Here is a 13,983-nt window from a genome sequence, read left to right on the forward strand (position 1 = left end):
TTTCCACTATGAGAATGTCCCCGCCCGCGCTCCCCCGGCGCGTCGCCGCCGAGTTCATCGGAACCGGCGCCCTCGTCGCCGTCGTCGTCGGCTCCGGAATCCGCGCCGACACCCTGAGCCAGGACATCGGTGTCCGGCTGCTCGCCAACGCCGCGGCCTCCGCCATCGGTCTCGGGCTGCTGATCGCCCTCATCGGCCCGCTCTCCGGCGCCCACTTCAACCCCGTCGTCACCCTCTCCGAGTGGTGGTCCGGGCGCCGCGAGGGCGGCTCGCGCGAGGTCCTCGCCTACATCGGCGCCCAGCTCGCCGGGGCCGTCGCGGGCGCCCTGCTCGCCGAGGCGATGTTCGGGCGGGCGCCCGGCGCCTGGGCCACCGAGTCGCGTTCGGCACTCCATCTGCTGCTCGGCGAGGCCGTCGCCACCGCCGGTCTCGTCCTCGTCGTCCAGGGCCTGCGCCACATCGGCCGCCCCGCGCTCGCGCCGGTCGCGGTCGCGGGCTACACCGGCGCGGCGATCTGGTTCACCTCCTCCGGCTCCTTCGCCAATCCGGCCGCCACCGTCGGCCGCGCCTTCTCGGACTCCTTCACCGGGATCGCCCCCGCCTCGGTGCCCGCCTTCGCCGCCGCCCAGCTCCTCGGGATGCTGCTCGGGATGGTCCTGGCCGGTGTGTTGTACGGAACACGTGGGGCGTCCGCCGAACCGAATACCGCCGACGCGCGTCGGACGGGGTGACAGACCGACACCGAATCCACGATCCACGGAGGTTCCCGCATGCCGGCACGGCTCACCCGGTTGACACCCCGCTCCACCCGGGCCCGCCGCCGCACCGTCCAGGCCGTGATGCTGGGCGTCGTCCTCGCGCTCATGCCCGTCACCTGGATGCACACCGCCGCCGCCGGGAAGCTCCGTACCACCGCCGACGTGCCCGCCCGGGACGTCGCCGTCGTCTTCGGCGCCGGACTGTGGAAGGGGCGCCCCACCCCGTATCTCGCGCACCGGCTCGACACCGCCGCCGAGCTGTACCGGACGGGCAAGGTCCGGGTCCTGCTCGTCACCGGCGACAACAGCCGGACCGCGTACGACGAACCCAGCGCCATGCGCACCTACCTCACCGGGCGCGGGGTGCCGGACGACCGGATCGTCAGCGACTACGCGGGCTTCGACACCTGGGACTCCTGCGTCCGGGCCCGCAAGGTCTTCGGCGTCGACCGGGCCGTGCTCGTCACCCAGGACTTCCACATCAAGCGGGCCGTCGCCCTGTGCGGACGGGCCGGTGTCGACTCCTACGGCGTCGGGGTCCCCGAACCCCACGACCGCACCTGGTACTACGGCACCACCCGGGAGCTGTTCGCGGCGGGCAAGGCCGCCCTCGACGCGGGACTGCGACCCGACCCGCACTTCCTCGGACCGGAGGAGAACGGCGTCACCGAGGCGCTGGCCTCGCCCACCGGCACCCGCTGAGCACGCACGCCGGGGCTCACGGCACCCGCTGAGCCCGCACGCCGGGGCTCACGGCACCCGCTGAGCCCGCACGCCGGGGCTCACGGCACCCGGCGCGCCCGGCGGAGGGCCTGGCACCGCGCCCGTAATAAGCGGCGCCGCCCCGCGTAACACGCCTGACGCACGCTGACCGTATGTCCGAGGTCACCGCCGTTCCCACCCACTGCCCCTACTGCGCCCTGCAGTGCGGCATGTCGCTCCGCCCCACCGGCGTCCCGGAGCTGCCCGCCGAGGTGGTCGACCGGACCGACTTCCCCGTCAACCGGGGCGCCCTGTGCGGCAAGGGCCGCACCGCCCCCTCCGTACTCTCCTCCCGGGTCCGGCTCACCGAGCCCCTGGTCCGATGCCCTGACACGGGGGTCCTGGAACCCGCGTCCTGGGAGGAGGCACTCGCCGCCGTCGCCGACGGACTGCGCCGGACCCGCGCCGACCACGGTCCCGATGCCGTGGGGGTCTTCGGCGGCGGCGGCCTCACCAACGAGAAGGCGTACACGCTGGGCAAGTTCGCCCGGCTCGTCCTCGGCACCTCGCAGATCGACTACAACGGACGCTTCTGCATGTCGTCGGCGGCGGCCGCGCACGGCAGGGCCTTCGGGCTCGACCGGGGGCTCCCCTTCCCCCTGGAGGACGTCCCGAGGACCGGGTGCGTGATCCTCGTCGGCTCCAACCTCGCCGAGACCATGCCGCCCGCCCTTCGCTACCTCACCGAGCTGAAGGAGAACGGCGGAAAGCTGATCGTCATCGATCCCCGCCGCACCCGGACCGCCGAACAGGCCGATCTCCACCTCGCGCCCCGCCCCGGCACCGACCTCGCGCTCGCCCTCGGCATGCTGCACCTCGTCGTCGCCGAGGGGCGGGTGGACGAGGAGTTCGTCGAGGAGCGCACCACCGGCTGGGAGGCCGCGCGCGCCGGGGCGATGTCCCACTGGCCCGAGCAGGTCGAGCGGATCACGGGCGTCCCGGTGCCGCTGCTCCGGGAGGCCGTCGCGATGTTCGCCGACGCCGCCACCGGCATGGTGCTGACCGCGCGAGGACCCGAGCAGCAGTCCAAGGGCACCGACACCGTCGGCGCCTGGATCAACCTCTGCCTGGCCACCGGCAGGGCGGGCCGGCCGCTCAGCGGCTACGGCTGCCTCACCGGCCAGGGCAACGGCCAGGGCGGCCGCGAACACGGCCAGAAGGCCGACCAGCTCCCCGGCTACCGCAAGCTCGACGACCCGGCCGCCCGGGCGCACGTGGCCGGGGTGTGGGGTGTGTCCCCCGAGTCGCTGCCGGGCCCCGGGCGGAGCGCGTACGAACTCCTCGACGCGCTCGGCGGCGAGGTGAGGTCCCTGCTCCTGATGGGCTCCAACCCGGTGGTCTCCGCGCCCCGCGCGGCGCACGTCGAGGGGCGGCTGCGGTCGCTCGACTTCCTCGCCGTCGCGGACGTGGTGCTCTCCGAGACCGCCGAACTCGCCGATGTCGTCCTGCCCGTCACCCAGTGGGCGGAGGAGACCGGCACCATGACCAACCTGGAGGGGCGGGTACTGCTCCGCCGCCGCGCCCTCACCCCGCCCGCCGGGGTCCGGACCGACCTGGAGGTGCTGCACGCGCTCGCCGGGCTCCTCGGCTGGGAGAAGGGCTTCTCCGCGGAACCGGAGGAGGTCTTCGACGAGCTGCGCCGCGCCTCGGCCGGCGGCCCCGCCGACTACTCGGGCATCGACTACCGCCGCATCGAGGAGGAACAGGGCGTCTTCTGGCCCTGCCCCTCGACCCCGGAAGGCGCCGACGACCACCCCGGGACGCCCCGGCTGTTCCTGGACCGGTTCGCGACCCCCGACGGGCGGGCCCGGTTCGTGCCGGTGGTGCACCGGGCGGCGGCCGAGGAGACGGACGCCGACTACCCGGTGGTCCTCACCACCGGCCGGGTCGTGTCCCAGTACCAGTCGGGCGCGCAGACCCGGCGGGTCGCCGAGCTGAACGCCGCGGCGCCCGGCCCCTTCGTGGAGCTGCACCCGCGGGTCGCCGAGCGGCTCGGGGTGGCCGAGGGCGAGCGGGTCGCGGTGGTCTCCCGGCGCGGACGGGCCGTCGCACCGGCCCGGATCACCACGGCCATCCGGCCGGACACCGTCTTCATGCCGTTCCACTGGGCGGGCGAGGGCCGGGCCAACACCCTGGTGAACCCGGCACTCGACCCGATCTCCCGGATGCCGGAGTTCAAGGTGTGCGCGGTACGTCTGGAGCGCGTCGGGGACACCGCCTAGGGGTCCGAAAGGGACGGCGCGGGGCAGCCTACGGGCGGCTGAACCAGTCGCCGCTCTCGATGACCGGGCCGAGGGGCGCGTCCGGTGCCGCCAGGAAGACCCAGGCGGACACCCGCGCCCCGTCCCCCGACCGAACGACGTCCATCGCCACCCGCTCGTACCCGACGGGCAGCTCCAGCCGGTCGAGCAGGCCGAAGAGTTCTCCGTAGGAGTCGTCCGCCGGCGTCAGCAGCGTGCCGACCACCCGGCCCCCCTCCGCCGGAACGACGTACGGATAGCCGGGTCCGTCGTGCAGGACCGCCCCGTGCAGCACGGCGTCCGCCTCGGCGCCGATCCGGCCGGCGAGGAACCGGTCGTGGTTGTACGCGCCCGGGCGCAGCGTCCCGTACACGAAGAACGGCCGCCGCTCGGCCGCCGCGTTCTCGACCACCGGGGCCGCCGAGGTCTCCCGCTCGACCCAGCGCGCGTAGCCCTCGGAGGCCCGGGTCACCCGGGTGGCGAGGATCTCCGGCGTCTCGTAGTCGTGGGCGGCGAGGAGGTGCGCCTCCAGGGCCGGGTAGCGGGCCTCGGTGGTCTTGAACACCACCTCCCACTCCTCGGTGGTCTCGATCGCGCCCCGCCAGTGGTAGACGGAGGTGACGGGCCCCGAGATCTGCGCGCAGGCGACGAGCCGGGCCTCGACGGCGCCGTGCGCCAGGGCGTCCGCCTTGGCGCGGGCGTCGGTGGTGGTGCGGACGGTGACGATCACGTCTCCACCGTACGGGCGAACTGGGCCGCGTGCAGCCGGGCGTACGCGCCCCCGGCGGCGAGGAGTTCCTCGTGGCTGCCCTGTTCGGCGATCGAGCCGCCCTCCATGACCAGGATGGTGTCCGCGTCCCGGATCGTGGAGAGCCGATGGGCGACGACGAAGCTGGTGCGGCCGGCGCGGAGCGAGGACATGGCCTGCTGGACGAGGAGTTCGGTCCGGGTGTCGACGGAGCTGGTGGCCTCGTCGAGGACGAGGATCACCGGGTCCGAGAGAAAGGCGCGGGCGAGGGTGACCAGCTGCTTCTCCCCCTCGCTGAGACCGCCGCCGTCCTCGTCGAGGACGGTGTCGTACCCCTCGGGCAGGGTGCGGACGAACCGGTCGGCGTGCGCGGCCCGCGCCGCCGCCACGATCCGTTCCCGCGAGACCTCGCCGGGCGCCCCGTAGGCGATGTTGTCGGCGATGGTGCCGCCGAAGAGCCAGGTGTCCTGGAGGACCATGCCGGTGACGGAGCGCAGCTCCTCCCGGGTCATCCCCGCCGTGTCGACGCCGTCGAGGGTGATCCGGCCGCCGGTCACCTCGTGGAAGCGCAGGAGCAGGTTGACCAGGGTCGTCTTGCCCGCCCCGGTGGGGCCGACGATCGCGACCGTGCTGCCGGGCTCGACGGTGAGCGACAGGTCCTCGATGAGCGGCTTGCCGTCCTCGTAGCGGAAGGCGACCTTCTCGAAGGAGACCCTGCCGCGGAGCTCGGCCGGCCGGTGCGGCTCGACCGGGTCGGGGGACTCCTCCTCGGCGTCGAGGAAGTCGAAGACCCGCTCGGCGGAGGCCACTCCGGACTGGAGGAGGTTGGCCATCGCGGCGACCTGGGTGATCGGGCCGTTGAACTCGTAGGAGTACTGGATGAAGGCCTGCACGTCACCGACGGACAGCGTGCCGCTCGCCACCCGCAGTCCGCCGACGACGGCGATGGCCACGTAGTTCAGATTGCCCACGAAGGTCAGCGCGGGCTGGATGAAACCGGACACGAACTGGGCGCGGAAGCTCGACCGGTACAGCTCCTCGCCCAGTTCGTCGAAGCGGCGGACGGCCTCGTCGCGGCGGCCGAAGGCGACGACCTCGGTGTGCCCGGTGATCATCTCCTCGACATGGCTGCCGAGCCTGCCGGTGACCGCCCACTGCTTCACGAACTGCGGCTGGGCGCGCCGCCCGACGAAGGCGGCGACGGCGACCGAGAGGGGCACGGTGACGAGGGCGACGAGGGCGAGCAGCGGCGAGATCCAGAACATCATCGCGAGGACGCCGAAGAGGGTCAGGACGGCCCTGATCATCTGGCTGAGGGCCTGCTGGAGGGTCTGGGTGATGTTGTCGATGTCGTTGGTGGTGCGGGAGACGACCTCGCCGCGCGACTGCCGGTCGAGGTAGGCGAGGGGCAGCTTCGCCAGCTTGTGCTGGGCCCGTTCGCGGAGCCGGTGCCCGGCCCGCTGGACGACGGTGGTGGCGATCCGGAGCTGGATCCAGGTGAAGAGGGCCGAGCCGGCGACCATCAGGACGGAGAGGGCGAGGACCCGGCCGACGGCCGCGAAGTCGACCCCGGCGGGGCCGGTGGCGCCGGAGACGACGAGGTCGGTGGCGCGGCCGAGGAGGAGCGGGCCGAGGACGGAGAGGAGGACGGCCGTGGCACCGGTGGCGAGGACGGCGAGGAGGAGGGAGCGGTCGGGGGCGAGGGTGCGCAGGAGCCGGAGTCCGGAGGCCCGGAAGGAGAGGGAGCGTTCGAGGACGGCGGCGGCGGGGAGACCGGGACCGCGCTGCTGGACGGGTGGCCCGGTGCGGGCGGGGGCTCCCGTGGTGGTGCGGGACTTCCCGGCGGAGGGCCGCTCGTGGGTGTCGAGGGCGGTGCCGGCGTGCCCGTCGGGGGCGTCGGTGCCGCCGTGCCCCCCGGAGGTGGGGGTGCCGCCGTGCCCGTCGGGGGTTCCCTTCGGGGTCCGGCTCTCCGTGGTGGATGTGTTCATGCCGCTTCCTCCTCGGTGAGCTGGGAGAGGACGATCTCCCGGTAGGTGGCGTTGTCCCGCATCAGGGAGGTGTGGGTGCCGGTGCCGACGTTCCGGCCCCGGTCGAGGACGACGATCCGGTCGGCCTCGCGGATGGTGGAGACCCGCTGGGCGACGATCACGACGGTCGCGTCCGCCGTCTCCTCCCGGAGTGCCTCGCGGAGCCGGGCGTCCGTGCGGGGGTCGAGCGCGGAGAAGGAGTCGTCGAAGAGGTAGAGGCGGGGGCGTGCGACGAGGACCCGGGCGATGGCCAGCCGTTGCCGCTGGCCGCCGGAGAGGTTGGTGCCGCCCTGGGAGACCGGCGCGTCCAGCCCGTCCTCCAGGTCCCGTACGAAGTCGGCGGCCTGGGCGACCTCCAGGGCGTGCCAGAGTTCCTCGTCGCTCGCCCCGGGCCGGCCGTACCGCAGGTTCGTCGCGACCGTTCCGGAGAAGAGGTACGGCTTCTGCGGGACGAGTCCGACCGTCCGCGCCATCAGTTCCGGGTCGAGCCGGCGTACGTCGACGCCGTCGACCAGGACCGCGCCCGCGGCCGCGTCGAAGAGCCGGGGGACGAGCCCGAGCAGGGTCGACTTGCCGCTGCCCGTCGAGCCGACGATCGCGGTGGTCTCGCCCGGCCGGGCGACGAGCCCCACGTCCGTGAGGACCGGCTCCTCCGCACCGGGGTACCGGAAGCCCGCGCCCCGCACCTCCAGCTGTCCCCGGCCGTCCGTGATCCGCACCGGGTCGGCCGGCGGGACGACCGAGGAGCGGGTGTCGAGGACCTCGCGGACACGCTCGGCGCCGGCCTCCGCCCGGGGCATGTTCATGAGGAGGAAGAGGACCATCATCACGGACATCGCCGTCTGGAGCAGATAGCCGAGGAAGGCGACGAGCACTCCGGGCTGGAAGGTGCCGGAGTCGATGCGGTGGGCCCCGACGTAGACGAGGGCGACGGTCGTGAGCTCCCAGACGATGAGCACCGTCGGGTACATCAGGGCCTGGAGCCGGCCGGCCCGCAGGCCGACGGAGAGCAGCTCGTCGTTGGCGGCGCCGAAGCGTTCCCGCTCGTGCCGGTCGCGGACGAAGGCGCGGACCACCCGGACGCCGGTGATCTGCTCGCGCAGCACCCGGTTGGCGCCGTCGACGCGCTCCTGCATGCCCCGGAACAGGGGCCGCATCCGCAGGACGATCGCTCCGACCGCCCCCGTCATCACGGGCACGAAGAGGAGCAGGACCAGGGCGAGCGGAACGTCCTGGCGCAGGGCCATGGCGATCCCGCCGACGCACAGGAGGGGCGCGGCGACCAGCATGGTCAGGACGAGGACCGTGAACGTCTGGATCTGCTGGACGTCGTTGGTCGTCCGGGTGATGAGGGAGGCGGCTCCGAACCGGCCCCGCTCCTGGGCGGAGAACTCCTGGACGCGGCGGAAGACCTCGGAGCGCAGGTCGCGGGCGACGCCCATGGCGATCCTGGCTCCGGTGTACGTGGCGGCGGCCGCGACCACGGCCTGGAGCAGGGTGACGGCGATCATCACGGCGCCGCCGCCGAGCACCCGGCCGGTGTCGCCGCGCAGGACGCCCTCGTCGATGACACCGGCGTTGAGGGTGGGCAGGGCGAGGGAGGCCAGGGACTGGACGAGCTGGAGGGCGACGAGGAGGACGAGAAGGGTCCGGTACGGCCGGAGGCGGGGCGCGAGGAGTCGCAGCAGCATCATGACGGTTCCTCACGCGCCGTACGGGCGGACGGACTTGGCGTCCTTGAGGGCGGTGCCCCACCAGGCGATCTGGTCGAGGAGCGCCTTGGCCGCGATCTCGGCGCCGGCGGGGTCCTTGTGCCGTCCGTCCTCGTCGAACAGCCCGTGGGCCTGGTGGAAGGAGACCGTCTCGCGGACGGTGACGGCGTGCATCTCGGCGTAGACCTGGCGGAGCTGCTCGACGGCGCGCAGGCCGCCGGACATGCCGCCGTAGGAGACGAAGCCGACGGGCTTGGCCTGCCATTCGGTGTAGTGCCGGTCGATCAGGTTCTTGAGGGAGGCGGGGAAGGAGTGGTTGTACTCGGGGGTGATGACGACGAAGGCGTCCGCGGCCTCCAGCACCGGTGTGACCTTGGCGAGTTCGGCGGTGACGGCCGGGGAGGGGCGGTGGGAGAGGGAGGTGGGGAGGTCGATCTCGGCGAGGTCGACGACGGTGACGGTGAAGTCCTCGCGCTCGGCGAGGCGGGAGCGGAACCAGTCGGTGATGACGGGGGCGAAACGGCCTTCGCGGTCGCTGGCGACGACGAGGGCGAGAGTGAGGGGGGCGGGGGTGACGGTGGCGGGGGTGACGGTGGCCGTGGTGGCGTTCGTGATGTCCATGTCGAGGATCGTGGTACCTCAAGTTTGGTTGAGGTCAAGCGGTGATTTCCCTCCCTCGCGGACCCCGTTCCCCAAGACCCTCCCCGGGGCCTCTCCCGGGGACCCCGGGGACTCTCCCGGAGCTCCCCCGGGGGGGGGCCTCCCCGGAGCCCTTGCCCAACGCCCTTTTCCCGGACGTACGGTGAGCGCATGACGACTCCGCCCCCGTACATCGAGATCGACGGCGTCCCGGCCACCGACCCGGGGCTGCTCGCCGCGCTGATGACCGGCTTCGGCCACTTCACGGCGATGCAGGTGCGCGACGGGCGGGTGAAGGGCCTCGGCCTGCACCTCGCCCGCCTCGACCGCTCCACCCGCGAGCTCTTCGACCGGGAGCTGGACGGCGGGCGGGTCCGCGCCCTGATCGCCGGAGCCCTGGAGACCGCGGGGGTACGGGACGGCTCGGTACGGGTGTACGTGTACCCCGACGTCCGTATCGCCGTGACCGTCGCCGCACCCGCCCCCGACGGCCCCCGAGCGCCGCAGCGGCTGACGACAGTCGAGTACTGGCGCCCCGCGCCGCACATCAAGCACCTGGGCGGCTTCGGCCAGAGCTACCACCGGGAGGCGGCCGGGCGCGCCGGCTACGACGAGGCCGTGCTGACCTCCCCGTACGGCGAGATCGCCGAGGGGGCGATCACCAACATCGCCTTCTGGGACGGCACTTCGGTGGTCTGGCCGTCGGCGCCCTGCCTCGAAGGCATCACCATGGCCCTGCTGGCACCCCGCCTGGGATCGGTCCGGCGCCCGGTCACCCTGGCCGACCTCTCCGGCTACCGGGCCGCTTTCGTCACGAATTCCCGCTCCATCGCGCCGGTGACCTCGATCGACGAGGTCGCCTTCGCGGTGGACGAGGAGCTGATGGGGCGGGTGCACACGGCGTACGACTCGGTGGAGTGGGACGAGCTGTAGGAGTACGGCGCCCCGGCGGCGGCACGGCCCCCCGGCCGGGAACCCCGGTCACCCGTTCGGCACGAGACACCCAGTGACACAACAAAATCCGCTCTGACCTGCGCAAACTCCGAAAATCCAGGCGACACACCGTATCGGACGGCCCAATCCTGATGCCTCATCAGCAGGCGCGGGGCGCGCGGCGGCTCTTATCTCGGTCACAGAAGGCCGTTCCGGGAAGTCCCTCCCGGGAGGACCGCCCCGCTCGACCGCTCGCGCGCCCCGGAGGCCCCCCATGCGCACCACTGTCCGCCTGTTCACCGGTACCGCGCTGACGGTCGCCGCGATCGGAGTCCTCGCCGCCCCCTCGGCGTTCGCGGGCAACTCCGAGTGGCTCGAACTCTTCCCCTCCGACGCCGAACCCGGCGCCACCGTCACCGTCAACACGCTCGCCTGCGGCAAGCACGGTCGCGGTGTGGGGGACGCGAACTCGCTCGGCGCGGGCGAGTTCCAGCTGAGTCCGAGCACGCACAAGGAGGTCGTGGTCGGACAGTTCCACGTACCGGAGCACGCCAAGGCCGGTACCTACGGCATCAGCGTGGCCTGCGACAACGGCAAGACGGCCCGGGGTGACCTGACCGTCAAGCACCGCCGTCCGAGCGGCCATGTCCAGACCGGTGTCGGGGGCAGTGTGGGCCCCGACACCGCCCAGGTCACGGCAGGTGCGGCGGTGCTGGCCGCGGCTGCCGTGGGCGGGGTCCTGTTCCTGCGGCGCCGGGCGAGCGGCGCGCGGGAGCACTGAGACCCGCCTGTCCTGCCCCCGCCGCGTGCCCGAACACGGCCCGGCGGGGGCAGGGCCACACCACGAACCGACCGAGGGAAACCAGGTGAGCAACAGGAGCAAGGGCTGGGGCATAGCCGTGGCCGCCTGTGTCGGGATCTGGCTCGTCCAGAACGGCTCGGAGCACGTCACCCCGCCCGTACCGTCGGCCGCGCAGGCCTTCGCCGCCGGGCCGAGCGTGCACACCGACGCCGCCGCGGACCCGCTGCCGCCCTCGGCGCCGGTCCGGCTGCGCATCCCCGAGACCGATGTGGACACCCCGATGATGCGGCTCGGGCTGGCCTCGAACGGTTCGCTCGACGTGCCGCCGGCCTCGGACCGGAACATGGCCGGCTGGTACCAGGACGGCACCCCGCCCGGCGCCAAGGGCACGGCGATCGTCGCGGGCCATGTCGACAACGCGGACGGGCCCGCCGTCTTCTACACGCTCGGTGCCCTGAAGAAGGGCCACCGGATCGAGGTGGACCGGCAGGACGGACGGACCGCCGTGTTCACGGTCGACGCGGTCGAGGTGTACGGGAACAAGGACTTCCCTGACCGGAAGGTCTACGACGAGGCGGACCGGGCGGAGATCCGGGTGATCACCTGCGGCGGCGGCTTCTCGAAGAAGAACGGGTACGAGGGGAACGTGGTCGCGTACGGCCACCTCATCGGGGTCAAGTAGCCGGTCACACCCACTGGTCGAAGGCCAGCTTCGCGACCAGCGAGAGCACCACGACGAGCAGCACCCCGCGCACGAACTCGGCGCCCTTGCTGAGCGCCATCCGCGCGCCGACCGTCCCGCCGATCAGGTTGAAGACCGCCATGACGCCCGCGAGCTGCCAGTAGACGCTGCCCTGGTAGGCGAACATCGCGAGCGCGCCCGCGTTGGTGCAGACGTTGACGATCTTGGCGGTGGCGGAGGCCGTGACCAGGTCGAGGTGGAGCACGGCGGTCAGGGCCAGCACCAGGAAGGTGCCGGTACCGGGCCCGAACAGGCCGTCGTAGAAACCGATCCCGCCGCCGACCACGACGATCGCGGTCACGATCCTGGCCCGGGTCAGCGGCGCCCGCTCCTCCCCCTCGGCCTTGGCGCCGAAGGAGGGTCGCAGCATCACGAAGGCCGCCACGGCGAGCAGCACCACCATGATGACCGGGCGCAGGACGTCGCTGCTGATCCCGGCGGCGAAGAAGGCACCGCCCATGGAGCCGGCGAGTGCCGCCAGGCCGATCCGTATCGCCGTCCTGATCTGCACGGGGGCCTTGCGGGCGTAGGTGATCGCGGCCCCGGTGGTGCCGACGATCGCGACGGCCTTGTTGGTGCCGAGGATGTGGGCGGCCTGGACGTTCGGCAGCCCGAGCAGCAGGGCGGGCAGCAGAAGCAGTCCACCACCGCCGACCACGGCGTCGATCCAGCCCGCCACGAGCGCGGCGAGACAGAGCAGGACGAGGGTGGTCAGCGAGATCTCGGGCATGCCCGTGAGCCTAGGGAGGAGATCGTTGCCCCGTCCATCAATCCCTGGAGAGTTGAGCTAGGTCTGAGCTTGCCGCCCCCGGGTCACGGTCGGGGGCGGGCGGCGCGGCCGGGGTGACGGAGGCCGTGAGGAGGGTGGCGGCGAGCGCGCCGGCGCCGAGGAGGGCGGCGGCGAGCCGGCGGCGGGCCTGCTCGACGACCGGAACGCGCGGGGCGCCGTGCCTGCCCTGGGCCGCTCTGCGCCCGGCACCGGGTACGGCAGTGCGCGCGACTCCGGGCACGGCACGGGGCGCGACTCCGGGCACGGTTCCGGGCACGTTTCCGGGCACGGCTCTGGACACGGCTCTACGCATGGTCGAAGTCCTCGCTGTGGATGCGGGAGGCCGGCACCCCGGCCCTGATCAGGTTGGCGGTGGCGGCCTTCGCCATCGCGGGCGGACCGCACAGATACACGTCGTGGGCCGCCAGGTCGGGCACGAGATCGCGCAGGGCGCGCGGCGCGAGGGGGTCGTAGGAGTCGTCCGAGCGGCCGAGCAGGAAGTGGAGGGCGGCCTGTCGTTCGCGGGCGATGGCCTCCAGCTCCTCGCGCAGGACGAGACCGCTCTCGTTCGAGGCCCGGTAGAGGAGCGTCACGTCACCGGGGCCGCCGGGCAGCGTCTCGAAGAGGGCCCGCATCGGGGTGATCCCGACGCCGCCCGCGAGCAGCAGCACCTTGCGCCGGGTGCGGCGATGGGCTGTCAGGGCGCCGAAGGGGCCCGAGGCCAGGACCCGGGTACCGGGGCGGAGCCGCCGGATGCGGCGGGTGTGGTCGCCGAGCGCCTTGACCGTGATCCGCAGGGTGTCGTCGCGGACCGGCGCGGAGAGGGAGAAGGGCAGGGCGGTCGCCCAGAGCCCGCGGCGCAGGAAGCGCCAGCGGAAGAACTGGCCGGGTTCGGCGCAGAGCCGGGCCACTCCCCTGCCCCGGACCAGGACGGACACGACCCCGGGGCCCTCGTCGCGGACCTCGACGACCCGCAGGTCGTGGCGGAGGGCGGCGCGGACGGGGACGACGAGCCGGTACCAGAGGAGGAGGACGGCGACGGTGCCGTGCGCCATCGACCAGAGCCAGCGGGTGAGGAGGCTGCTCGCGAGATCGGGTCCGGCGAGCTGGTGGACGAAACCGAGGGCGGCGGCGAGGAGCGCGCCGAGGTGGACCGCCCGCCAGGTCTCGTGTCGCACCCTGCTCCGTACGGCCCGGGCCGAGGTGATCCCGACGGCGGCGAACAGGGCGGTGCCGACGGTGGCGGCGGCGATCGCCCCGTACGCGAGGAGGTCCCCGGTGGCGGTGACCAGGTCGGTGTGGGTGTGGACGGCGTAACCGCAGAGGGCGAGGAGCGCGTGGGCGCCGATCAGGCCGAGGACGTACCGGCCGCCGAGGGCGTGCCACCGGGCGAGCCGGTCGGCACCGACGCCGTGCTCGACGGCGGGGACGCGGGCCATGAGGAGCAGCAGGACGAGGACGCCGTATCCGGCGAGGAGACCGGTGAGGTGGGCGCCGGTCGCGAAGAGGGCGTCGAGCCGGGCGGAGGGCCGGGCCTGGACGCCCCAGACGAGGGCCACGGCGCCGGCGCCGGCGAGGACCGCGTCCCGCAGCCGCTCGGGAGGAAGCCTGAGCGCCGGTACGGGCGCGGCCGGTGCTGCCGGTACGGGCGCGGCCCGGACGGGCCCGGACGGCACGGGACCGGCCTGGAAGGGGGCCGTCGGCACGGGCGGGGCCGGTATCGGCGGGACGGTCATCGGCGCGGTGGGGAACGGCTCGGGGCGGAGGGGGACATAGAGAGGGTGGCTGGCCTCGGTGGTCACATCCGGCACCCTAGGTCCGCCCGTATACGGGAACCCCCAGCTCAGCCCG

Annotated in this window: 13 protein-coding genes; 6 read left to right on the plus strand and 7 right to left on the minus strand. The window is 73.4% G+C overall.

All coding sequences use genetic code 11. The features are described from left to right. Window positions 1-8 precede the first annotated feature (8 nt). The 3 genes from IE311_RS00675 (at window position 9) to IE311_RS00685 (ending at window position 3,742) form a co-directional block, all read left to right on the plus strand. Entirely contained in the window at window positions 9-731 is a 723-nt protein-coding gene (locus IE311_RS00675) for an aquaporin (RefSeq protein ID WP_189829507.1), read from the plus strand. A gap of 39 nt (window positions 732-770) precedes the next feature. After that, window positions 771-1,460, plus strand: coding sequence for a SanA/YdcF family protein (locus IE311_RS00680; RefSeq protein ID WP_189829508.1), 690 nt, complete (start codon window positions 771-773; stop codon window positions 1,458-1,460). Window positions 1,461-1,633: 173 nt separating this feature from the next. Further along, window positions 1,634-3,742, plus strand: a complete 2,109-nt coding sequence (locus IE311_RS00685) for a molybdopterin oxidoreductase family protein (RefSeq protein ID WP_189829509.1) — start codon at window positions 1,634-1,636, stop codon at window positions 3,740-3,742. Window positions 3,743-3,770: 28 nt separating this feature from the next. Here the strand turns inward: IE311_RS00685 and cutA are convergent, their stop codons facing one another. The 4 genes from cutA to IE311_RS00705 are packed head-to-tail and all read right to left on the minus strand — an operon-like array spanning window position 3,771 to window position 8,868. Beyond that, the gene (gene cutA / locus IE311_RS00690) at window positions 3,771-4,490 is read right to left on the minus strand and encodes a divalent cation tolerance protein CutA (RefSeq protein WP_189829510.1); all 720 of its coding nucleotides are present in this window, start codon (window positions 4,488-4,490) and stop codon (window positions 3,771-3,773) included. Next, window positions 4,487-6,496 carry an ABC transporter ATP-binding protein gene (locus IE311_RS00695; RefSeq protein WP_229901652.1) on the minus strand — a complete coding sequence of 670 codons (2,010 nt, stop codon included), beginning with the start codon at window positions 6,494-6,496 and terminating at the stop codon, window positions 4,487-4,489. Before IE311_RS00695 ends, cutA begins: the two co-directional genes overlap by 4 nt. Next, window positions 6,493-8,226, minus strand: coding sequence for an ABC transporter ATP-binding protein (locus IE311_RS00700; protein WP_189829911.1), 1,734 nt, complete (start codon window positions 8,224-8,226; stop codon window positions 6,493-6,495). The genes IE311_RS00695 and IE311_RS00700 overlap by 4 nt, the downstream gene beginning before the upstream one ends. Before the next feature lie 12 nt (window positions 8,227-8,238). Then, window positions 8,239-8,868, minus strand: a complete 630-nt coding sequence (locus tag IE311_RS00705) for an NADPH-dependent FMN reductase (protein WP_189829511.1) — start codon at window positions 8,866-8,868, stop codon at window positions 8,239-8,241. 189 nt (window positions 8,869-9,057) lie between these two features. Between IE311_RS00705 and IE311_RS00710 the strand changes: the two genes are divergently transcribed. The 3 genes from IE311_RS00710 (at window position 9,058) to IE311_RS00720 (ending at window position 11,303) form a co-directional block, all read left to right on the plus strand. Then, window positions 9,058-9,819: an aminotransferase class IV gene (locus IE311_RS00710; protein WP_189829512.1), complete on the plus strand. Its 762-nt coding sequence runs from the start codon at window positions 9,058-9,060 to the stop codon at window positions 9,817-9,819. A gap of 274 nt (window positions 9,820-10,093) precedes the next feature. Further along, complete coding sequence (locus tag IE311_RS00715; protein WP_189829513.1) at window positions 10,094-10,600, plus strand: hypothetical protein; 507 nt, start codon at window positions 10,094-10,096, stop codon at window positions 10,598-10,600. A gap of 85 nt (window positions 10,601-10,685) precedes the next feature. Further along, window positions 10,686-11,303, plus strand: a complete 618-nt coding sequence (locus tag IE311_RS00720; protein ID WP_189829514.1) for a class F sortase — start codon at window positions 10,686-10,688, stop codon at window positions 11,301-11,303. A gap of 4 nt (window positions 11,304-11,307) precedes the next feature. Here the strand turns inward: IE311_RS00720 and IE311_RS00725 are convergent, their stop codons facing one another. From IE311_RS00725 to IE311_RS00735, 3 genes are read right to left on the minus strand one after another with little or no spacing between them, the layout of a single operon-like run. After that, the gene (locus tag IE311_RS00725; protein ID WP_189829515.1) at window positions 11,308-12,093 is read right to left on the minus strand and encodes a sulfite exporter TauE/SafE family protein; all 786 of its coding nucleotides are present in this window, start codon (window positions 12,091-12,093) and stop codon (window positions 11,308-11,310) included. Window positions 12,094-12,130: 37 nt separating this feature from the next. Beyond that, window positions 12,131-12,445 (minus strand): hypothetical protein, encoded by a 315-nt coding sequence (locus IE311_RS00730; protein ID WP_189829516.1) that lies wholly within the window; start codon window positions 12,443-12,445, stop codon window positions 12,131-12,133. After that, the gene (locus IE311_RS00735; protein ID WP_373313713.1) at window positions 12,438-13,943 is read right to left on the minus strand and encodes a ferredoxin reductase family protein; all 1,506 of its coding nucleotides are present in this window, start codon (window positions 13,941-13,943) and stop codon (window positions 12,438-12,440) included. The genes IE311_RS00730 and IE311_RS00735 overlap by 8 nt, the downstream gene beginning before the upstream one ends. Between the last annotated feature and the right edge of the window lie 40 nt (window positions 13,944-13,983).

It is taken from the genome of Streptomyces zaomyceticus (assembly GCF_014656215.1).
Lineage (GTDB): Bacteria > Actinomycetota > Actinomycetes > Streptomycetales > Streptomycetaceae > Streptomyces > Streptomyces zaomyceticus.

What these genes read in the sequence shown, in the direction of transcription:
- IE311_RS00700 (WP_189829911.1), bottom strand. Translation starts at nt 8,226, where the DNA reads ATGCTGCTGCGACTCCTCGCGCCCCGCCTCCGGCCGTACCGGACCCTT.
- IE311_RS00715 (WP_189829513.1), top strand. Translation starts at nt 10,094, where the DNA reads ATGCGCACCACTGTCCGCCTGTTCACCGGTACCGCGCTGACGGTCGCC.
- IE311_RS00730 (WP_189829516.1), bottom strand. Translation starts at nt 12,445, where the DNA reads ATGCGTAGAGCCGTGTCCAGAGCCGTGCCCGGAAACGTGCCCGGAACC.
- IE311_RS00680 (WP_189829508.1), top strand. Translation starts at nt 771, where the DNA reads ATGCCGGCACGGCTCACCCGGTTGACACCCCGCTCCACCCGGGCCCGC.
- IE311_RS00675 (WP_189829507.1), top strand. Translation starts at nt 9, where the DNA reads ATGAGAATGTCCCCGCCCGCGCTCCCCCGGCGCGTCGCCGCCGAGTTC.
- IE311_RS00705 (WP_189829511.1), bottom strand. Translation starts at nt 8,868, where the DNA reads ATGGACATCACGAACGCCACCACGGCCACCGTCACCCCCGCCACCGTC.
- IE311_RS00685 (WP_189829509.1), top strand. Translation starts at nt 1,634, where the DNA reads ATGTCCGAGGTCACCGCCGTTCCCACCCACTGCCCCTACTGCGCCCTG.
- IE311_RS00725 (WP_189829515.1), bottom strand. Translation starts at nt 12,093, where the DNA reads ATGCCCGAGATCTCGCTGACCACCCTCGTCCTGCTCTGTCTCGCCGCG.
- IE311_RS00695 (WP_229901652.1), bottom strand. Translation starts at nt 6,496, where the DNA reads ATGAACACATCCACCACGGAGAGCCGGACCCCGAAGGGAACCCCCGAC.
- IE311_RS00710 (WP_189829512.1), top strand. Translation starts at nt 9,058, where the DNA reads ATGACGACTCCGCCCCCGTACATCGAGATCGACGGCGTCCCGGCCACC.